Source organism: Streptomyces sp. NBC_01260, from assembly GCF_036226405.1.
GTDB classification, from domain to species: Bacteria; Actinomycetota; Actinomycetes; order Streptomycetales; family Streptomycetaceae; genus Streptomyces; species Streptomyces laculatispora.
Genome location: NZ_CP108464.1, coordinates 713,533 through 733,868, shown reverse-complemented (window position 1 = coordinate 733,868; position 20,336 = coordinate 713,533). Strand labels below are relative to the sequence as shown.

Genomic DNA, 20,336 nt, shown 5'->3' with positions numbered 1-20,336 from the left:
TGGTCAATAACCTGGGCGGCGTCGCCCGTCAACGACCCTGGAGCGTCATGACGTCTGCCCCGCAAGAGTCGCTCGCCTCGCAAGAGCCGCCCGTGCCCGACATTCTCTCGTCCGCCTTCGCCGCAGATCCCTACGGGGCCTACCGGACCATGCGCGAGAGCGCCCCGCTGATCAGGCACGAGGCCACGAACAGCTACATCATCTCCCGCTACGAGGACGTCGAACGGGTCTTCAAGGACAAGGCGGGGGAATTCACCACCGACAACTACGACTGGCAGATCGAACCCGTTCACGGCAGGACCATCCTCCAGCTCAGCGGCCGTGAGCACGCCGTGCGCCGGGCCCTGGTCGCCCCGGCCTTCCGGGGCACCGACCTCCAGGAGAAGTTCCTCCCGGTCATCGAGCGCAACTCCCGCGAGCTGGTCGACACCTTCCGGCACACCGGCGCCGCCGATCTCGTCGACGCGTTCGCGACCCGCCTCCCTGTCCTGGTCATCGCGGACATGCTCGGCCTGGACAAGGCGGACCACGACCGCTTCCACGGCTGGTACACCACCGTCATCGCCTTCCTCGGCAACCTCGCGGGCGACCCGGAGGTGGCGGCGGCCGGCGAGCGGACCCGGCAGGAATTCGCCGCGTACATGATCCCGGTCATCCAGCAGCGCCGGGCCGCCCCCGGCGACGATCTGCTCTCCGCCCTCTGCGCGGCCGAGGTCGACGGCGTACGGATGAGTGACGAGGACATCAAGGCCTTCTGCAGCCTGCTGCTGGCCGCGGGCGGCGAGACCACCGACAAGGCCATCGCCTCGATCTTCGCCAACCTGCTGACCCACCCCGAGCAGCTCGCGGCCGTACGGGAGGACCGCGGCCTCATCGACCGGGCCTTCGCCGAGACGCTGCGCTTCACCCCGCCGGTGCACATGATCATGCGCCAGACCGCCACCGACGTGGAGCTCGGCGGCGGCCGGGTGCCCGCGGGGTCGACCGTCACCTGTCTGATCGGCTCGGCCAACCGGGACGCGTCCCGGTACCGCGATCCGGACCGGTTCGACATCTTCCGCACGGACCTGACGAGCACCACGGCGTTCTCCGCGGCGGCCGATCATCTGGCGTTCGCCCTGGGCAGGCACTTCTGCGTCGGCGCGCTGCTGGCCAGGGCCGAGGTGGAGACCGGGGTGAACCAGTTGCTGGACGCGATGCCCGACGTGCGGCTCGCGGACGGATTCACCCCGTCCGAGCAGGGCGTCTTCACCCGGGGGCCGCGGTCGCTGCCGGTGCGGTTCACCCCGGTCGCGGGCTGAACCGGGGCGGCGGCACGGATTGCCGGGCCGCCGCCCGACGGGGAGGCCGGCCGATACGGGTGCGGATGTCGTCCGTGGACCCGTGGCGCACGGACGGCGTCCGCACGGGCGCCCCGCACCGGCTCAGCGGATGTGGCGCCCCGAGATCGCCCGCGCGATGACCAGGCGCTGGATCTCGCTGGTCCCCTCGAAGATCGTGTAGATCTTGGCGTCGCGGTACATCCGCTCGACCGGATGCTCCCGGCTGTACCCGGCGCCGCCGAGGATCTGCACGGCCTTCTCCGTTGCGGACACGGCGAGTTCACCGGCGCGCAGCTTGGACATGGAACCCTGCCCCGCGTCGAAGGTCCGGTCGTTGCGGGCCATCCAGGCGGCCTGCCAGATCAGCAGCCGCACGGACTCGATCTCGGTACGGATGTCGGCCAGCGCGAAGGCGATCGACTGGTTCTCGATGATGGGCCGGCCGAACGCCTCGCGCTGTCCGGCGTACTCCAGCGCGTACTCGTACGCCGCGCGCGCGATGCCCAGTGCCTGGGCGCCGACGGTGGGGCGGCTGACCTCGAAGGTCGCCATCGCCGCCTGCCCCTTGGCGTTGCCGCCCTCGCGGGCGCGGGCGAGCCGGGCGTCCAGCTTCTCCTTTCCGCCGAGCAGACAGTGCCCCGGGACCCGGACGTCGTCCAGAAAGACGTCCGCTGTGTGCGAGGCGCGCAGGCCGAGCTTCTTGATGGTGCGGCCCGCCTCCAGGCCCTTCGTGGCGGGCGGCACGATGAACGCGGCCTGCCCGCGGGCGCCGAGCGCCGGGTCGACCGAGGCGACGACCACATGGATCCCGGCGATCCCGCCGTTGGTGATCCACGCCTTCTGGCCGGAGAGCACCCACTCGTCCGCGGCCTCGTCGTAACGGGCCCTCGTGGCCATGGCGGAGACATCCGAACCGGCCTGTGGTTCGGAGACGCAGAACGCCGCCACCTTGGGGTCGTCCTCGTCGCCGTAGCACTGCGGAACCCACTCGGCGAGCTGGTCCGGTGTGCCGGAGGCGAAGATCCCGGCCACCGCGAGGGAGGTGCCGAAGAGTGCCATGCCGATTCCGGCATCGCCCCAGAACAGCTCCTCGTTGGCTATCTGGAGGGAGAGCCCTGTGGGGTCGCCGTACATGTCGGCCAGCGACTCGAACCCGTACAGGCCGATCCGGGCCGCTTCCTGGATGACCGGCCAGGGGGTCTCCTCGCGGGCGTCCCATTCGGCGGCTGCCGGGCGCACCACCTGGGCGGCGAAGCCGTGCACCCAGTTGCGGAGGTCCTGCTGCTCCTCGGTGAGGGCGAGGGAGAAGTAGCTCATCGGCTCAGGCCTTCGGGATGTCGAAGTATCGGGTGAGGCCCGAGGCGAGGCCGACGTCGCCGGCCACCTTCAGCTTGCGCATCATGAACATCGTGACGGGATTGCCGTTGCCGGAGACCAGCTTGAGGAACTCGGCGTCCCCCATCACCAGGGTCGTGCGCGGTTCGGCGTCGGAGCGGCCCTCGCTGACGGTGCAGCTGCCGTCCGCGATCGAGGTCTCGAAAACCGCGTCGGTGTCCCCGGTGATCTTCCAGCGGATCAGCGCCCTGAGCTGTCCCGCGGCGTCCGGGCGGAACTGCTGCCTCATCCGGCCGAAGACCTCACCGAGCACCCGGGTGCGCAGTTCACCGTGCATGACCTCGCCGAGCTGCTTGGCGGACAGGCCCTTCACGATCCGCGCGAACTCCGGCGGGGAGACGGTCGCGAAGTCGAGTGCGGCCAGTTCACCGGTGAGGTTGCCGCTGCTGTTGTCGGCCACGCCAGTTCCTTACTCTGGAGTAAACTTACTTTTGAGTAAGGTAAGCGTCGGTCCGCCCCACCGCAAGACGGGGCCGGGCGCCGGTGCGCCGCGGGGGAGTCACCAGGAGCTGCCGGGGCGCACCGTCAGCAGGGGATGATGGGCGGCCAGGAGCTTATTGGCGCGGGCCAGCTCCGACAGGGCGTGCTCACGGTCGGCCTGGTCCTCGATGCCGAGCCGCGGACCGCGGAACCTGCGGACCTCGCGCGCGGCGCACTCGGCGTCGAACTCCGCCTCCAGGATGTGCGGCGGGATGCAGGACCCGATGAGTGCGGCGACCCGGTCCGGGATCGGCACGGGGACGAGCAGGTGCGAGGCGGTCATGGGGGTTCCCTCTCGAATGGTGGCCAGGAGGTCGTGCGGTACGGCCGCCGGGTGGGCGGCCGACTCCTCCATGTGTACGGGACGCAGTTCCGGGTTTCTCGTTGAGAACGTCTCCGTGTGGCAACCGTTTGGGAGTGACCGGGTATTTCGCCTTACCCATAAGTAAGTTGACTCGACGTGAGGGCCGTGATCCGGCCGGAAACCGTTCTGCGGGGCTACTACAGGGCGGATTCCTGACTCCGGGCCTGCAGTTGCAGCGCCCGCAGTACCGCCTCGGTGGAGAACCTGCTCTCGGGGTCGACCAGTTGCTCGCCGAAGATGGACTCCAGGTTGCGCATGCGGTAGCGGACGGTCTGCGGGTGCACATCGAGGAGTTCGCCCATGTGGGCCGCGGTGCCGCGGGTGTCGAGCCAGATGCGCAGTGTCTCCACCAGCCGCTCCCGGCGGGTGGCGCTGATCGCGGCGATGGGTGCGAGTTCGCGCTGGGCGAGCTGGTCCAGGAGGACCGGGTCGGACAGCAGCCACAGGGTGATCAGGTGGTCCTCGCAGAGGACGAACGGCGCGTCGTCGATGACGCCCGTGTCGACGAGTTCGAGGATCCTCCTGGCCCAGCGGATCGAGTCCGAGGCCAGAGCGGTGGGGACGGTCAGCCCGATCGCGGCGCGGGTGCCGAGGAGCGACTGGTCGAGCATGGATCTTCGCGCGTCGTCGAGGGGCCCCGGGATCAGTAAGTGCGGCTGGGGATCGCTGAGATCGGCCAGCACGTCTCGGTCGGCGCTGACCCGGTCGAGCCCGGCGGGAGCGCGCACCGCGACGAGGGTGACCTCCTTGGGCAGTGTCCACCCGGTCTGCTCGCACAGCTCGGCGATGGCGGTACGGGGGACGGGGCGCCCGGCCAGGATCAGGTGCAGCAGGCGCCGGCGCATGGCCTCGCCCTGTTCGCCGCTCTGGGACTGCACCTCCAGGAACCCCTCGCGGGAGAGCGATTCGAGCTCGTCTATGTAGGTGAAGAGCGCGTCGGCGAAACTGAGCATCAGGGTCGGCGAGAAGTTGTAACTGCGGCCGACCTTCTTCGCCCGCCGCAGTGCGACGCGGGCCCCGAGCCGATAGGCGCCCTGAAGCGTTTCCATGGTGCGGCCTTCATATGCCTCGAACCGTCCGAACCGGCGGCACATGTCGTCACGCAGTGATGTCGATGTGGACGGTTCGGCGACCAGGTCCACGAACGAGGAGAGGCTCTGTTCGACGCCGACCCGGATGGCATGGCCATTGGGGCCACTGAGCAGACGCGCGTATTCCGGATAGGCCCGGGTGACCTCGACGCCGATCTCCTTGATGAGACTCGGGAGTTCGGGCCGCATGATCGCGGCGAACTCCTGGGGAAGCGGCCCCAGCGGATCCCCCGTGTCCAATGGCGAAATGACTTTCGGCATGACGTGTCCCCTTGCTCTCCGGCGCCCGGTGGGGGTGAGGCGGTGGGGGACCGCGCTCCCACGAACCGACAGGTGCGTATCAAGTCCGCGATGAAGATAGACCAAGTCAGCGGCCATGCGCACCACTTGTGCAAGATCGAAGTGCAAGGTGCACACACTTCCGCCCTGTTGCGGGGCTCCGGCGCAGGTGGGGTGGGAGTGGTCAATTTCGGACAACAGTCGGGAGTGTGGCTGGTACCACCATGTACGGGCGTCGGCGGAGTCCGGACGACCGGCCGGACCGGGGCCGTCCTCCGGCCGGTTGAGCGGCGTCCGGCCCGGACGGCCGGCTCGGGCCGGGAAATTGCGCACCAAGTGACAATTGATCTGAGCCGTTTAGTGACCTACGGATGACAAAAACAGCTGCTGGCGAGAATCTTCGCCAGCAGGATTGTGCTGGAAGTTTCTCGCAAGTAACGTCACGGCCTGTCACAGATTATATGTGGCCGAGAGTGTACGTCTCCCCTTGGAGAATTGGTTCGTAGTCGTGCTTCCTGCCCCTTGGGCAGCTGTGGAGCACGTCCCCGCAAGCAGTGCCACCCGCATTGTCGAATCGGAGGAACTAACTGTGCGTAATGCCCTCAAGAAGATCGCCGTCGCCACCGGCGTGGCTTCCGTCGCTGTCGTGCTCGGGTCCACCCAGGCCATGGCAATCCCCGCCACCACGTGGACCGTCACGCCCAACCCGGCCCCGTTCACGGCTGTCTCTACCAACACGGTCCTGTCGGTGAGCGGGATTCCGCTCACCTGCCCGACGGCGGGCGCGAGCGGATCCGCGTTCAGTGCCACCGGCAACCCCGCCACCGTCGGCAACATCACCTCGGCCACCTTCGGCACGACGGCCAGCCCGTGCACGAGTGCTCTCGGCCCGGTGACGCCGGTCGCCACGACGACGCCGGCCTGGCAGCTCGTGGCGCAGGACTACACCTCCGGTGTGACGACCGGCTACATCAAGAACATCCAGGCCAAGCTCACGGTCCTCACCTGCACCTTCAACGTCACGGGTGAGGTCAACGCGACGTACACCAACAGCACCAAGAAGCTGGCCGTCTCCAACAGCACCCGCCAGCTGACCGTCTCGGGTGCCACCGCCGCGTGTGCCGGCATCGTCGCCAACGGAGCCCACCCGACCTTCACGGGCACTTACAGCGTCACCGGGATCACGAGCATTGTCGGCAGCTGACGGACTGCCGGACAGTCGAACCAGCAGACCGCACCGCGGGATTCCTGCCGTGCGGTCTGCACCGTCGATGGAAGGGAATGACGAAGCATGATGACGCGCGGCACAACAGGGCGGAGCCGTGGGCGTGCGACGGCACGGAGTGGAGCCGTTCTGGCCGCGGTCCTCATGGCCGGAATGATCCCGGGTGCGCAGGCATCCGCCGGTGGTCGTGACGTTCGCATCGACGTGAAGTACGGCTGCGACTTTCCTTCCGGGGCCAAGAAGGCCGTGGTCCGGGTGTCCGCGACGGTTCCGGAGGAGGCCGCGGTCGACCAGCCCGTTCAGCTCAGCGACGTGAGCACCGAGCTGACCCTGCCCGAGGCCGGACTGCCGGACCTGGCCGACGTGGGGACGGCCGGCGTCGAGGTGGAGACGCAGCTGACCATGGGCGTGGCGCAGGGTGACCACACCGCCTCGACCGTGTGGATCGGGACCACCGGTGAGCCGGTGGCCGTCCCGGATGCGGGGGAGTTCACCTTCACCTCCTCCGGAGCCGTTCCCTCGGTGACCGCCGGCTCGTCCGGCGACCTCACCTTCACGGCGGGGAAACTGACGGCACTGCTGACCTCGCCGAAGCCGGACAGCGCGTCCGCCGAGCCCTCGGCCGTACTGCTGACGTGCACTCCGGAGCCGGACCAGGACCTGGTACTCGGAACCGTGCCGGTCGCCGGCGACCCGCAATGGCCTTCGCCGGAGCCCTCCGGGACCGAGGAGGGAAAGGCCTCCGGAAGCAGCGGCCCCGATCGTGACGCCGGGACTCCGAAGGTGGGCGGTCCGGCGAATTCCGTCCTCCAGGACGGGAAGGCACCGCGCTGCGTGGGTGACCCGGAGGACCAGTTCAGCCTGAACGCCTATGTCACCGGCTACGCGAACGTCGCCAAGCTCAAGAGCGCCACGCTGTTCCCGGTCGCGTGCACGCAGATCGAGCAGGGCGCGACCGAGATCAAGATCCAGGACGGCCTTGTCCATCTGTTCCAGGATTCGACGGCGACTCTGGACTATCAGGGCAAGCCGCAACTGCCTCCGGCCACAGGCACGTTCCTGACGTTCGGCTTCATGCCGACGACCGCGACCCTGGAGATGACTCAGATCCCACCGGCCGCCGGTCCGGACGGCAAACCGGCGCCCAATATCCACTCCGACCTGAAGATCCTCGGCCCGGGCAACAGCGAGGGCAAGACCACCATCGAAATCCAGCTCCAGTTGCGGCTGCACGACGTGAAAGTCAACGGCGTCGCCCTGGACGTCGGCGCCAACTGCCGTACGGAGCGCCCGTTCACCCTGCCCCTGCAGGGGGACATGGTTCTCAAGGACGGGGTTCAGACCGGCTACACACTGGTCACGGGCGGTGTGCTCACCGGCCAGGTCACCCTGCCGCCGTTCTCGGGGTGCGGTGTCGGTGAGGACCTGGACGATCTCTTCACCGCCTCCATATCGGGTGTTCCCGGCGCCGTGAAGCAGGTCCAGGCGGCGCCCTGCGCGGCGGCACAGCAATCGCCGACCGTGTGCACGCAGGACAGTCAGCCGGTTCAGGTTCCCAAGCCGCAGCGCTGATTCCCTTCCCGTCCTGCTGCTTTCTCCGCCGGAACCGAATCATTCCATTCCGCTCAGCCCACCATGAATTGAGGGAGTAATGAGAGCTGTCCCGAAGAGATGGCGCACCGGCCTGCTCGCCGCCGGCGCCGCCGCGGTGGTCGCGATTCCGCTGACACCTCTTTCCGCCTCCGCGGCCGTCACCGCCGCGAACCTCAACGGGCACTGGGCGCCCTTCTCCCGCTGCCCCGTCGACGATCCCGCCATGCTCGCGGCGGACGGCCAGGACCTCGTGGCGTCGTGTGTGTCCTCGTACTCGCCCAGCGGTGCCATCAAGCTGGGCAGTACGGAGGCCACCACCGGCGCCAACGACATGCAGTTCGGTGTCATCCAGGACACGGCCGCCGGTACGTTCAAGGTCGTTCCGCCTGCGGGCGGGGCGATCGTCGGTGCGCCGACGTCGATACCCGGCGGGCTGCTCGGGCTCATGTGCCCCAGTGACATTCCGGTCGTCACCGCCGTCTGCCAGCAGATCACCGACGTCAGTCTGAACAAGGTGAAGGCGACGGTGGAGTCCGCCGGTACGCCCACCGAGTTCAATCTCCCGGCCGGGCTGAGCACCGGGCAGCCGATCGTGAAGCTGCCCGTGCGGATACACCTGGAGAACCCGCTCCTCGGCTCCAACTGCTACATAGGCTCGGCTGCGGACCCGGTGATTCTGCGTCCGCAGAACACCACTGCTCCGGCCATCGCCATCCAGCGGTTCGACGGTGACGGCACGCCCAACGCCACCGAGGGCGCGATGCTCAGGTTCGCGCTCACCGGAAACAACCAGGGCGACACCACGTTCTCCGTGCCGAAGGCCACCGGCTGCGGTCTGGGCGGAATCCTGAGCTGGGCGGTGAACCTGAAGACGGGCCTGCCGTCCACCTCCGGGAACAACCACCTCACGCTGAACAACGCCTCGACGTACAGCGGTGCGCTCACCGCCCCGGGGCTCGTCCTTCCCAACGACGGGAAGGTGCTTTCCCAGTACTGGCACTCCGCGGTGAAGTAACGCCGGCGGAGGCGCAGAGGCACGCTGTCCCGCTCTGCTCCCCGTGTATTTCCTCGCTGTGCATGACGATGCCCGCCCCGTCCGGGAAATCTCCTGGGCGGGGCGGGCATCGTCGTGGACTGTTCCATACGAAAGTGAGCACCGTGAAGGGTGGCGGGAGTTCCAGAAGGGCTCATCTTTCGACAACCCCATGTGGGTCCCTGCTCACCTCCGTACAAAAACAACCCTGCCGTGAACAGCTGCGCAAAAAGTTCAGGGACCGCTATTGCGAAGGCAGGTTACTGAGCCGTAGCGTCCCAGGTGAGCAGCGCGGAAACGCGTCCGCAACTGTTCGTTCGACGCACGTGGAGTCCAGGTCGCGCCCCCCTTGACCCGGATTCCGCACCGGGATTGCCTCGGCCCCGAACCCTCCGTCCGGGGGCGGCGCTCCCGCTGTCGGGGTCTCGCGGCTCCGGCCTCCGTGGACCGGGGGCCCCGACTCGTACGCCGGAGATCTTGCGCAGATTCCGACAAAGCCGGTGCACGGCTTTGTCACTCGGTGACAAGTGATCCACACCGAGCACCTTGTTCGTCGATTTCCGCTGTTCAACGGCTTGTCCTGGCGGTTTCGGCGGACATAACGTGCGCCTCCTGGTGCATGTGTGACGAGCCGCCATTGGATTTCTCAGAGCCGGAGCGCTGACAGATGACTTCGTTCACCGACACGTCGAGGGAGGGCCGATGGGAATCGAAGTAGTCGTTGAAGGCCTTACGAAATCCTTCGGCAAACAGAACATCTGGCAGGATGTCAGCCTCACTCTGCCCGCCGGTGAAGTGAGCGTGATGCTCGGTCCTTCCGGTACCGGAAAGACCGTCTTCCTGAAATCCCTCATCGGTCTGCTCAAGCCCGAGCAGGGGCGCGTACTCATCAACGGCGTCGACATGGTGAACAGCCCCGAGCGGAAGATCATGGAGACCCGGAAGCTCTTCGGTCTCATGTTCCAGGACGGTGCGCTCTTCGGATCGATGTCGCTCTTCGACAACATCGCCTTTCCCTTGCGTGAGCACACCCGCAAGAAGGAATCCGAAATCCGCCGGATCGTCATGGAGCGGATCGATATCGTCGGCCTTCTCGGCGACGAGGACAAACTGCCCGGCGAGATATCCGGCGGTATGCGCAAACGGGCCGGCCTGGCCCGCGCCCTCGTCCTGGACCCGCAGATCATTCTCTGCGACGAGCCGGACTCCGGGCTCGACCCGGTCCGCACCGCCTACATCTCCCAGCTGCTCATCGACCTCAACGCACAGATCGACGCGACGATGCTGATCGTCACCCACAACCTCGACATCGCGGCTACCGTCCCGGACAACATGGGCATGCTGTTCTGCCGCAACCTCGTCACCTTCGGACCGCGCGAGGTCCTGCTGACCAGCGATCTGCCCGTCGTCTCGCAGTTCCTCTCCGGCCGCCGCGAAGGACCCATCGGCATGTCGGAGGAGAAGGACGCGGCCACGCTCGCCGCCGAGGAGGTCAACGGCTACGGGCAGGGCATCAGTTCGGCCAACGCTGTGCGCACCGTGGTCCCGCAGCTGGAGCCCTCGCCGGGCCTGCCCGTACGGCAGGGCGCGCTGCGCCGCCGGGAACGGGTCATGTCGATGATGGGGCAGCTGCCGGAGGCCGCCCGTACGGCCATCCTGAACAGCTACAGCCCGGCCGCCGGCGGTGGACGCCCGTGACCGCCCCCATGCCGGTGCGGCCCCCCGGGCCGCCCGCGGACCGGGTGCCGGAGAAGGCGCCCGAACAGAGACGCCCGACCCGGCTGTTCGCCCCGCTGCGCGAGACGGGCAGGCTCTTCACCCTTGCCGGGACCGTGTGCCGCGAGACCTTCCGCCGGCCCTTCCAGGTGCGGGAGTTCATCGAGCAGTTCTGGTTCGTCGCCAGCGTCACCATCCTGCCCGCCGCCCTCGTCTCCATCCCGTTCGGTGCGGTCATCGCGCTCCAGGTCGGCTCCCTCACCCAGCAGCTCGGCGCCCAGTCGTTCACCGGCGGTGCCAGCGTCCTCGCCGTCATCCAGCAGGCCAGCCCGATCATCGTGGCGCTGCTGGTCTCCGGGGCCGCCGGGTCGGCCATCTGCGCCGACCTCGGATCACGCAAGATCCGCGAGGAGCTCGACGCGATGGAGGTCATGGGCGTCTCGCCCGTCCAGCGGCTCGTCGTCCCGCGGGTGCTGGCCACCATGCTGGTGGCCGTCCTGCTGAACGGACTGGTCTCCGTCGTCGGCACCCTCGGCGGCTACTTCTTCAACGTGATCCTGCAGCACGGCACCCCCGGCGCCTATCTGTCCAGCTTCTCCGCCCTGGCCCAGCTGCCCGACCTGTACATCAGCGAGATCAAGGCCCTGATCTTCGGCTTCATCGCGGGCATCGTCGCCGCCTACCGCGGCCTCAACCCGCGCGGCGGGCCGAAGGGGGTCGGGGACGCGGTCAACCAGTCCGTCGTCATCACCTTCATGCTGCTGTTCTTCGTGAACATGGTCCTCACGGCGATCTACCTCCAGATCGTCCCCGCGAAGGGGAGCTGACCGATGTCGATGCTCAGCTGGCTCGACCGATCCGGTGACCAACTCACCTTCTACGTAAGGGCGCTGCTCTGGATCCCCAGGACGCTGCGGCGCTATCTCAAAGAGGTGCAGCGGCTCCTCGCCGAAGTCGCCTTCGGCAGCGGCGGCCTCGGCGTCGTCGGTGGCACCATCGGCGTGATGATCGCGATGACGCTGGCCACCGGAACGGTCGTCGGCCTCCAGGGGTACGCGGCGCTCAACCAGATCGGCACCGCCGCCTTCACCGGCTTCATCTCCGCCTACTTCAACACCCGTGAGATCGCCCCGCTCGTCGCCGGACTCGCGCTCTCCGCGACCGTGGGAGCGGGCTTCACCGCGCAGCTCGGCGCCATGCGGATCAACGAGGAGATCGACGGCCTGGAGGCGATGGGGGTGCGGTCCATGCCCTACCTCGTCACCACCCGCATCATCGCCGGGGTCGTCGCCATCATCCCGCTCTACGCGATCGGGCTGCTCTCCTCCTACGTCTCCTCCCGCTACGTCACCGTCCTGTTCAACGGGCAGTCGGCCGGCACCTACGACCACTACTTCAATCTGTTCCTGTCCCCGCAGGATGTGCTGCTGTCGGTGCTCAAAGTGCTGATCTTCAGCGTGATGGTGATCCTCGCGCACTGTTACTACGGCTTCCACGCCACCGGCGGACCCGCCGGGGTGGGGGTGGCGGTCGGCCGGTCGGTGCGCAACGCGATCGTGCTGATCAGCGTCACCGACTTCTTCCTCTCGCTCGCCATCTGGGGCGCCACGACGACGGTGAAGGTGGCCGGCTGATGAACACCCGGACCACGCAGACCGCTCGCCGCAGACTCGCCGGAGTGGCCCTCCTGCTCGTGCCCGCCGTACTCATCTGGGTGTCGGTGGCCGTGTACAACAAGGACTTCACCGACGACGCGACCGTGACGGTACGGACCGCGAGCGTCGGCAACGAGATGCACGACAACGCCGATGTGAAGCTGCGCGGCGTCGTCATCGGGCAGGTCCGCGACATCTCGGCCGACGGCGAGGGCGCCCGCCTCACCCTGGCCATCCAGCCCGGCAAACTCGACCGGATCCCGGCCGACGTGACCGCCCAGATGCTGCCCACCACCCTGTTCGGCGAACGGTTCGTCGCGCTCGTACCGCCCGCGGTGCCCTCCGCGCGGACGCTGCGGGCCGGAGCCGTCATCCCGCAGGACCGCTCCAGCAACGCCATCGAGCTGGAAGAGGTCCTCGACAACGTCCTGCCGCTGCTGACCGCGGTGCAGCCGGAGAAGCTCTCCGCCACCCTCAACGCGGTCTCCCAGGCACTCCGGGGACGCGGCGAGAAGCTCGGCGACACCCTCGTCAGGCTCGACGCGCACCTCCAGAAGTTCAACCCCCAGCTCCCCACGCTCAACGCCGACATCAAGGAACTCGTCAAAGTGAGCAGGGTGTACGGGGACGCCGCACCGGACGTCCTGGACGCACTCACCGACTTCACCACCACCAGCGGCACCATCGCCGACCAGCAGGCGGAGCTCGCCGATCTCTACGGCTCCACGACCGCCTCCGCGCATGACCTCACCACGTTCCTCCAGGAGAACAAGGACAACCTGATCCGGCTCTCCGCCACGGGCAGGCCCACGCTGGAACTCCTTGCGAAGTACTCCGACGAGTTCCCCTGCACCCTGCGGACCGTGGCCGGATTCGTCCCGGCGATGGACAAGGCGCTCGGCAAGGGCACCGGACAGCCCGGCCTCCACGTCACCGTCAAGTCCGTGAAGTCCAAGGGGAAGTACGTGCCCGGCAAGGACACCCCGGTCTACGACGCGACCGGCGGACCGCACTGCTACTCCGTGCCGTACGTCGGCACGGCCGCGCCGACGGCCGCCGGACGCGCTGCCGCATCGCCGGCCCCCGGCGACAAGGCGGCCGCCGGAGAGGCGGCCGGCACCGGGCCCAAGGCCACGGACACCTCCCTCGGCATGCCCAACTCCCCGCAGGAGAGCCGGCTCGTCAACGAGCTGGTCGCTCCCTCACTGAAAGTCCAGCCGCAGACCCTGCCCGACTGGAGCAGCGTGCTCATCGGTCCGGCCTTCCGCGGCGCGGAGGTGAAGCTCAAGTGAAGCGCCGCTCCCTCGCGGGACCGCTCGCGAAATCGATCGTCTTCATCCTGGTGACCGTCCTGGCCACCACCGTCCTGGGGCTGTCCATCGCCAACACCGGGGTCGGTGACACCACCACGTACAAGGCGAGGTTCACCGACGCCACCGGGCTGATCGTCGGCGACAGCGTACGGATCGCCGGGGTCAAGGTCGGGCAGGTCGAGTCGATCAAGGTCGCGGACAAGCGGCTCGCCGAGGTCGGCTTCGCCGTCCGCAAGGGGCGCAGCCTCCCCGCCTCGGTGACCGCCTCGATCAAATATCTCAACATGGTCGGCCAGCGCTACATCGACCTCGACCAGGGCGCCGGACCGGTCGGCAGGAGCTTCGACGCCGGAGCGACCATTCCGCTCTCACGCACCACACCCGCGCTCGACCTGACCCAGCTCTTCAACGGCTTCCAGCCGCTCTTCGAAGGACTGTCCCCGCCCGACGTCAACCAGCTCGCCGGCTCCATCGTCCAGGTGCTCCAGGGCGAGGGCGGCACCGTCGACAGCATCCTCCAGCACGTCGGCTCACTGACCTCCACGGTCGCGGCCAAGGACAAGGTGATCGGTGAGGTGATCAAGAACCTCAACACGGTCCTGAAGACCGTGAACGACCGGGAGGCCGGCTTCAACGACCTCGTCGACACGCTCCAGCAGCTCGTCACGGGCTTCTCCGGCGACCGCAAGCCGCTCGGACAGGCAGTCACCGCGATGGGCGCGCTGACCACCGTCACCGCCGATCTGCTCCAGGACGGACGCCAGCCCCTCAAGGACGACATCAAGCAGCTCGGGCGGCTCTCGGACCAGCTGGGCAAGGGAACCCCGCAGATCGAGAACTTCCTGAAGAAGACCCCGGCCAAGATGGAGGCGATCGGCCGCCTCGCCTCGTACGGGTCCTGGCTCAACCTCTATCTCTGCGAGGCCAGGGTCAGCGGTGTGAGCACCGAGGACGGCAGCGCGCCGCCCACCGGCATCGCGATCACCCAGCCGAGGTGCCTGGCATGAGAATCAAACCCCTGCGGGAACGCAACCCCGTCGCCATCGGCATCGCCGGACTCCTCGTCCTGGCCCTCATCGGCCTCGGCGCCTACCGCGCCGACTCGTTGCCCTTCATCGGCGGCGGCACCACCTACACCGCTGACTTCACCGAGTCCGCCGGGCTCGGCGACGGCGACGAGGTACGCATCGCCGGCGTCAAGGTCGGCGAGGTCACCGGAGTCTCGCTCGACGGCGCCAGGGTGAAGGTCAGCTTCCGGGTCAAGGACGCCTGGATCGGCAACTCCTCCACCGTGGGCATCGCCATCAAGACCCTGCTGGGCGACAAGTACCTCGCCGTCGACCCGCTCGGCACCGGGCCGCAGGACCCGGACCGGCGCATCACCGCGAGCCGTACCACCTCTCCGTACGACGTCACCCAGGCGTTCAACGGACTCGGCGAGACCATCGGCGAGATCGACACCAAGCAGCTCGCCAAGAGCTTCGAGACGATCTCCGCCACCTTCAAGGACTCGCCGCCCGATGTGAAGAGCGCCGCCGACGGGCTCTCCGCTCTTTCCAGGACCGTGTCCCAGCGCGACGCCCAGCTGGCCACGCTCCTCAAGGGCAGCAAGCAGCTGACCAAAACCCTCGCCCACAAGAAGAGCAGCTTCGAGACCCTGCTGGAGGACGGCAACCTGCTCCTCGGCGAGATCCAGGCCCGGCGGGACTCCATCCATCTGCTGCTCACCGGCACCCGGGACCTCGGCACCCAGCTCACCGGCCTGGTCGCGGACAACAACAAGCAGCTGAAGCCCACCCTGGAGTCGCTCGGCCGGGTCACCGCCGTCCTGGTGAAGAACCGCAAGAGCCTCGACAAGGTGCTGTCGCTGGCGGGTTCCTACAACCGGCTCGTCGGCAACACGATCGGCAACGGCCGCTGGCTCGACAACTACGTCTGCGGGGTCGTCCCGAGGGACTACCTCCCCGCCGGCACGCCCCCGGCGACCGGATGCATGCCACCCAAGCAGCAAGGCGGCCGCTGACATGAGAATCACGCGCATCGTCGGCATCGGCGCCGGACTCGCCGTCGTGGCCGTCGCGGCCACCTCCGGCGTGCTGGCCTTGGACGACGAGGGCAGGACGACCGTCACCGCCTACTTCGACCAGGCCACCGGCGTGTACGCCGGATCGGACCTGCGGATCCTCGGAGTGAAGGTCGGCACCGTCGAGTCGGTGCGGCCGAAGGGAGAGGAGGTCGAGGTCAGACTCCGCGTCGACAAGGGCGTCAAGGTGCCCAAGGACGTGCATGCCGTGGTCGTCGCCCCCAGCCTGGTCGCCGACCGGTACGTCCAGCTCGCCCCCGCGTACAAAGGGGGACCGGTGCTGGCGGACGAGGCCGAACTGCCCGCGTCGCACAACGCGACCCCGGTCGAGGTCGATCAGCTGTACGCCTCCATCACGGAACTCTCCACCGCGCTCGGGCCCGACGGGGCCAACGCCGACGGCGCGCTGGCGAAGCTCCTGGACACCGGAGCGAAGAACCTCGACGGCAACGGAAAGGCGATCGGGGACTCCATCGAGCAGTTCGGCAAGGCGACGAAGACCCTCGACAAGAGCAGCGGGAACCTCTTCGACACCCTGTCCTACCTGCAGACCTTCACCACCATGCTGAAGGACAACGACGGCAACGTCCGCGAGGCCGAACAGCAGCTCAACTCGGTCACCGGATTCCTCGCCGACGACAAGTCGAACCTCAGCGCGGCCCTGAAGGAACTGGGCACCGCCCTCGGCCAGGTCAAGACCTTCATCAAGGACAACCGAGGCGTCCTGAAGGCGAACGTGGACGCCCTGGTGCCGGTCACCCAGACCCTGGTCGACCAACGGGCCTCGCTCGCGGAGTCGATGGACACGCTGCCGCTCGCCGCGGACAACGTGATCAAGGCCTACGACCCGTTGAACCGCACCATCAACGGCCGCACCAACCTCAACGAGCTCTCCATGGGCGGACCGCTCACGGACGAGTCCGCCGGCCTGAGCGGACTCTCGCCCGTGGACACCGCCCGCCAGAAGGCGCTGCCCTCGCTGCCGCTGCCCGCCGTGGGCACCGTCTACGGCACCCCCGACAAGACCGCCACGCAGAAGAAGGGGGCGAAGCGATGAGCCGCGTACTGCGCCGACCCGGCGCCCGCGCGACCGGCGTCGCCGCCGTGCTCGCGGCGGGCGTCGGCCTGGCCCTGATCGTCACCACGGTCGACCTGCCGACGTTCACCGGCATCGACCAGGTGCCGCTGCCCGGCGGCGCGGACCTCGGCGACCACCCGTACGAGATCACCGCCGAGTTCGGGGACGTGCCCAGCCTCGCCCCGCAGTCCTCGGTGAAGGTCAACGACGTGGCCATCGGCCGGGTCACCAAGATCTCGCTGGCCCCGGGCAGCTGGAACGCCAAGGTCACCATGAGGGTCAACGGGAGGATCAGACTCCCCGCGAACGCGTACGCGCACCTGGAACAGTCCAGCCTGCTCGGCGAGAAGTACATCCAGCTCTCGCCCCCCGCATCCGGCACCGCCAAGGGCGCCCTCGCCGACGGGGACCGCATCCCGCTCGCCCGGACCAACCGGAACCCGGAGGTCGAGGAGGTGTTCGGCGCGCTGTCGATGCTCCTCAACGGCGGTGGCATCAACCAGCTGAAGACCATCACCACCGAGCTCAACAAGGCACTGGCCGGACAGGAACCCCAGGTCCGCTCCATGCTCAGCCGGGTCAACACCCTCGTCACCGACCTGGACGACCACAAGGGGGACATCACCGACGCCCTCGACGGCGTCAACCGGCTGTCCGCCACCCTCGCCACCCGCAAACAGGACGTCGGCACGGTCCTGACCAAACTCAGCCCCGGCATGAAGGTCCTTGAGAAGCAGCGCGGCTCGCTCATGACGATGCTGCGCTCGCTCGACACGCTCTCCACCGTCGCCGTCGACACGGTGAACAAGAGCAAGGCCGACATGGTCGCCGACCTCAAGGCCCTCGCCCCCACCCTCCAGGCCCTCGCCGACTCCGGCCAGGACCTGCCCGACTCGCTCCAGGTGCTGCTGACCTACCCGTTCACCGATGAGGTGCTGCGCGGCGTGAAGGGCGACTACCTCAACGTCTACCTGGATGTGACGGCCCTGCCCGGCACCCAGATCATTCCGCCGCTCGACCCGGCCGGCGGCACCACACCCCCGGCCGCCCAGGGCAGCACCGCCCAGAAGTCCGGTGCGGCCCTGCCGCTGCCGCTTCCCTCGGTCACGGGGCCGGCCACGAAGGGGAGCAACCGATGATCACCCTGGCCATCCGGCTCAAGAACATCGCCTTCCTGATCATCGCGGTGCTCGTCCTCGGCTACCTCGGGGTGCGCTACGCCGACCTCGGCCACTACGTCGGCATGCGCAGCTACTACACCGTCAAGGTCCAGCTCCCGCAGACCGGCGGCCTGTTCACCCACTCCAACGTCACCTACCGGGGCGTGTCCGTGGGCCGGGTCGGGCCGATCGAGCTCACCGACGACGGGGTGGAGGCCGAACTCCGCATCGAGAAGGACTCCCCGCCCATCCCGGACGCCCTCAAGGCCGTCGTCGCCAACCTCTCCTCGGTCGGCGAGCAGTACATCGATCTGCGCCCGACCCGCACCGAGGGCCCGTACCTGGCGAACGGCTCCGTCATCGACCAGGCCGACACCACGATCCCGGCCCCCGTCACCGACGTACTCACCAGCGTCGACGATCTCGCCGGCTCCGTCGACCTGGAGTCGCTGCGCACGGTCGTCGACGAATTCGGCACCGCCTTCGAGGGGCGCGGCGACGACCTCCAGGTGCTGCTCGACACCAGCAGCGACTTCGTCCAGGCGGCCGACGACGCGCTGCCCGTCAACACCCGGCTGATGATCGACGGCGAGACCGTGCTGCGCACCCAGGCCGAACAGGGCGACGCGCTCAAGGGCTTCGCGTCCGGTGCCAAGGAACTGGCCGCCGAGCTGAAGGGGTCCGACACCGATCTGCGCAAGCTGATCGCGGTCGCCCCCGACGCCACCGGCCAGATCAGCGGACTCCTGCGGGACCTGGACCCGAGCTTCGGCGTCGTCGTCGCCAACCTCCTCACCACCTCGGACGTCGCGGTCACCCGGCAGCGCGGACTGGAGGAACTGCTGGTGAAGCTCCCGGCGGTCGCGGCCGTGGGCTCCAGTGCCGTGGACGAGAACGGTGCCCGGTTCGGCATGTCCGTCACCTTCTTCGAGCCGCTGCCCTGCACCTCGGGCTACGGCGGGACGACCTACCGCAACGGGCTCGACGTCACGGCCGGCCCCGCGCTCAACACCAAGGCCCGCTGCACCTCGTCGCCCGGAACGGGCGTCAACGTCCGGGGCAGCGCGAACGCACCGAAGGGCGGGGCCCTGCCCCCGCCGGCCAAGCCCGGCTCGATGCTCCTGGGCGACGACAAGTCGACGGACCGGCTTCCCGGGGCGCTCGGTGTCACCCCCGACACCGCCCCGGCCGCCGACGGCATGGCCGGTCTGCTGGGTCTCGGCCAGGGAGGCGGCTCATGACATCGCGTACGAGGACATCGATCGGCTGGGCCGCACTGCTCGCCGCCGCAACTCTGATCTGCGCACTCGGCGGCTGGTCGTACGCCCGGGCGCGCGGCGACGACGACCTGGCGTACGCCAAGAGCCGGGACACCGCGCTGGCCGACGGGAGTGCGCACCTCGCCCGGCTCAACAGCCTGGACGGCAAGGACGCCAAGAGCGTGGACGCCGGTCTGAGCAGCTGGCTCCGGTCCTCGACCGGCCCCCTGCACGAACAGCTGAAGCGCACCCGGACCAAGGACGCGAGCGAGCTGACGAAGTCCGGTTCCACGGCGAGGGGCAAGGTCACCGACGCGGCGCTCATCGCGCTCGACGAGCGGACCGGTACCGCGCAGCTGATCGCGACCGTCGATGTCCGGGTCACTCCGCGCACCGGCAAGGGCGGCACCGAACGCAAACGGTTCGAGGCCACCCTCGCCCGGACCGGGGACGGCTGGAAGGTCAAGGCACTGACGGCGATACCGGTCGGGAGCGGCACATGAAGCGGCAGGGAGGGGCGACGGTCGTGACCACCGGCACGGATGTGGAGGGCGTCGGGGAACTCGGGGCAACCGCGGACGGGGAACGCCCGCAGGAGCCCGGAACGGACGGGTCCGGAACGCAGGAGCCGGTAACGGACGTGCCCGTATCGGAGGAGTCCGCGAAGGACGAGCCGGGGCAGGACGAGCCGGCATCCGGCGCGGGCCGCCGCAGGCTGCGCCTCGTGGCAGGGGTACTGGTCGTGGCGCTGCTCGTGGCCGGTGGCGGTCTCTTCGCCATGGGGCGTCAGCTGCGCGACACCCCCGCCACCTCCAACACGGCGCTCACCGACAGCGAGGCGACCACCCGGGTCGCGGGAGATGTCACCAACGCGCTCGGCAAGGTCTTCTCCTACAGCCCCTCGGCCACCGCCGTCACCAAGGAGTCGGCGAAGCAACTGCTGGCGGGCAAGGCACTCCAGCAGTACGCGGCGCTGTTCGGCCAGGTCGAGAAGCAGGCCGCCGACCAGAAGCTCACCCTCACCACCCATGTCGTACGCGCCGGAGTGACCCGGCTGACCCACGACAGCGCGCATCTGCTCGTCTTCCTGGACCAGGTCTACGAACGCCAGGGCAAGGCCGCCAGTACGGCGGCGGCGCAGCTCTCCGTCACCGCCCGACTGCGCGACGGACGCTGGACGATCGTCGAGATCACCTCCAGATAGCGCTGTACGGCGGTACGTCCGCACAGCGGCACCGAACAGCGCACCGCACGACTCAGCACAGCACGGCACAGCACAGGGCCGGCAGG

19 protein-coding genes are annotated in these 20,336 nt (G+C 68.5%); 15 read left to right on the top strand and 4 right to left on the bottom strand.

All coding sequences use genetic code 11. From position 1 onward, the window contains the following. Window positions 1–47 precede the first annotated feature (47 nt). A complete protein-coding gene (locus OG322_RS03325) occupies window positions 48–1,301 on the top strand; it encodes a cytochrome P450 (protein ID WP_405699164.1) in 1,254 nt (417 codons plus the stop codon). A 123-nt stretch (window positions 1,302–1,424) separates the two neighbouring features. Here the strand turns inward: OG322_RS03325 and OG322_RS03320 are convergent, their stop codons facing one another. From OG322_RS03320 to OG322_RS03305, 4 genes are all read right to left on the bottom strand, one after another. Then, window positions 1,425–2,639, bottom strand: a complete 1,215-nt coding sequence (locus OG322_RS03320) for an acyl-CoA dehydrogenase family protein (RefSeq protein ID WP_123464341.1) — start codon at window positions 2,637–2,639, stop codon at window positions 1,425–1,427. 4 nt (window positions 2,640–2,643) lie between these two features. Further along, a complete protein-coding gene (locus tag OG322_RS03315) occupies window positions 2,644–3,117 on the bottom strand; it encodes an SCP2 sterol-binding domain-containing protein (protein ID WP_123464343.1) in 474 nt (157 codons plus the stop codon). A gap of 99 nt (window positions 3,118–3,216) precedes the next feature. Continuing rightward, window positions 3,217–3,480, bottom strand: a complete 264-nt coding sequence (locus tag OG322_RS03310; RefSeq protein WP_123466344.1) for a hypothetical protein — start codon at window positions 3,478–3,480, stop codon at window positions 3,217–3,219. A 218-nt stretch (window positions 3,481–3,698) separates the two neighbouring features. Further along, complete coding sequence (locus tag OG322_RS03305; RefSeq protein WP_123464345.1) at window positions 3,699–4,913, bottom strand: helix-turn-helix domain-containing protein; 1,215 nt, start codon at window positions 4,911–4,913, stop codon at window positions 3,699–3,701. 607 nt (window positions 4,914–5,520) lie between these two features. Here OG322_RS03305 and OG322_RS03300 point away from each other — a divergent pair. The 14 genes from OG322_RS03300 to OG322_RS03235 all read left to right on the top strand — a co-directional run bounded on the left by OG322_RS03300 (window position 5,521) and on the right by OG322_RS03235 (window position 20,250). Continuing rightward, window positions 5,521–6,135, top strand: coding sequence for a hypothetical protein (locus tag OG322_RS03300; protein WP_123464347.1), 615 nt, complete (start codon window positions 5,521–5,523; stop codon window positions 6,133–6,135). A gap of 165 nt (window positions 6,136–6,300) precedes the next feature. Next, window positions 6,301–7,728, top strand: coding sequence for a DUF6801 domain-containing protein (locus OG322_RS03295; protein ID WP_260146927.1), 1,428 nt, complete (start codon window positions 6,301–6,303; stop codon window positions 7,726–7,728). Between the two features lie 79 nt (window positions 7,729–7,807). Next, entirely contained in the window at window positions 7,808–8,764 is a 957-nt protein-coding gene (locus tag OG322_RS03290; RefSeq protein WP_123464349.1) for a hypothetical protein, read from the top strand. 720 nt (window positions 8,765–9,484) lie between these two features. After that, entirely contained in the window at window positions 9,485–10,480 is a 996-nt protein-coding gene (locus tag OG322_RS03285) for an ABC transporter ATP-binding protein (RefSeq protein WP_207314990.1), read from the top strand. Beyond that, window positions 10,477–11,325, top strand: coding sequence for an MlaE family ABC transporter permease (locus tag OG322_RS03280; protein ID WP_306085973.1), 849 nt, complete (start codon window positions 10,477–10,479; stop codon window positions 11,323–11,325). The genes OG322_RS03285 and OG322_RS03280 overlap by 4 nt, the downstream gene beginning before the upstream one ends. Window positions 11,326–11,328: 3 nt before the next feature. Further along, on the top strand, window positions 11,329–12,132 hold the full coding sequence (locus OG322_RS03275; RefSeq protein WP_073734361.1) for an MlaE family ABC transporter permease: 804 nt from the start codon (window positions 11,329–11,331) through the stop codon (window positions 12,130–12,132). Then, complete coding sequence (locus OG322_RS03270) at window positions 12,132–13,445, top strand: MCE family protein (RefSeq protein ID WP_123464355.1); 1,314 nt, start codon at window positions 12,132–12,134, stop codon at window positions 13,443–13,445. Before OG322_RS03275 ends, OG322_RS03270 begins: the two co-directional genes overlap by 1 nt. Continuing rightward, window positions 13,442–14,473, top strand: a complete 1,032-nt coding sequence (locus tag OG322_RS03265; protein WP_123464357.1) for an MCE family protein — start codon at window positions 13,442–13,444, stop codon at window positions 14,471–14,473. Before OG322_RS03270 ends, OG322_RS03265 begins: the two co-directional genes overlap by 4 nt. Continuing rightward, a complete protein-coding gene (locus tag OG322_RS03260) occupies window positions 14,470–15,489 on the top strand; it encodes an MCE family protein (protein WP_123464359.1) in 1,020 nt (339 codons plus the stop codon). Before OG322_RS03265 ends, OG322_RS03260 begins: the two co-directional genes overlap by 4 nt. A gap of 1 nt (window position 15,490) precedes the next feature. Further along, window positions 15,491–16,606, top strand: a complete 1,116-nt coding sequence (locus OG322_RS03255) for an MCE family protein (RefSeq protein ID WP_123464362.1) — start codon at window positions 15,491–15,493, stop codon at window positions 16,604–16,606. Next, window positions 16,603–17,766 carry an MCE family protein gene (locus OG322_RS03250; RefSeq protein WP_329306011.1) on the top strand — a complete coding sequence of 388 codons (1,164 nt, stop codon included), beginning with the start codon at window positions 16,603–16,605 and terminating at the stop codon, window positions 17,764–17,766. The genes OG322_RS03255 and OG322_RS03250 overlap by 4 nt, the downstream gene beginning before the upstream one ends. Continuing rightward, complete coding sequence (locus OG322_RS03245; RefSeq protein WP_123464366.1) at window positions 17,763–19,028, top strand: MCE family protein; 1,266 nt, start codon at window positions 17,763–17,765, stop codon at window positions 19,026–19,028. Before OG322_RS03250 ends, OG322_RS03245 begins: the two co-directional genes overlap by 4 nt. Further along, window positions 19,025–19,549 carry a hypothetical protein gene (locus OG322_RS03240; RefSeq protein WP_123464368.1) on the top strand — a complete coding sequence of 175 codons (525 nt, stop codon included), beginning with the start codon at window positions 19,025–19,027 and terminating at the stop codon, window positions 19,547–19,549. The genes OG322_RS03245 and OG322_RS03240 overlap by 4 nt, the downstream gene beginning before the upstream one ends. Beyond that, a complete protein-coding gene (locus OG322_RS03235; protein ID WP_241200301.1) occupies window positions 19,546–20,250 on the top strand; it encodes a hypothetical protein in 705 nt (234 codons plus the stop codon). The genes OG322_RS03240 and OG322_RS03235 overlap by 4 nt, the downstream gene beginning before the upstream one ends. Window positions 20,251–20,336: the final 86 nt, after the last annotated feature.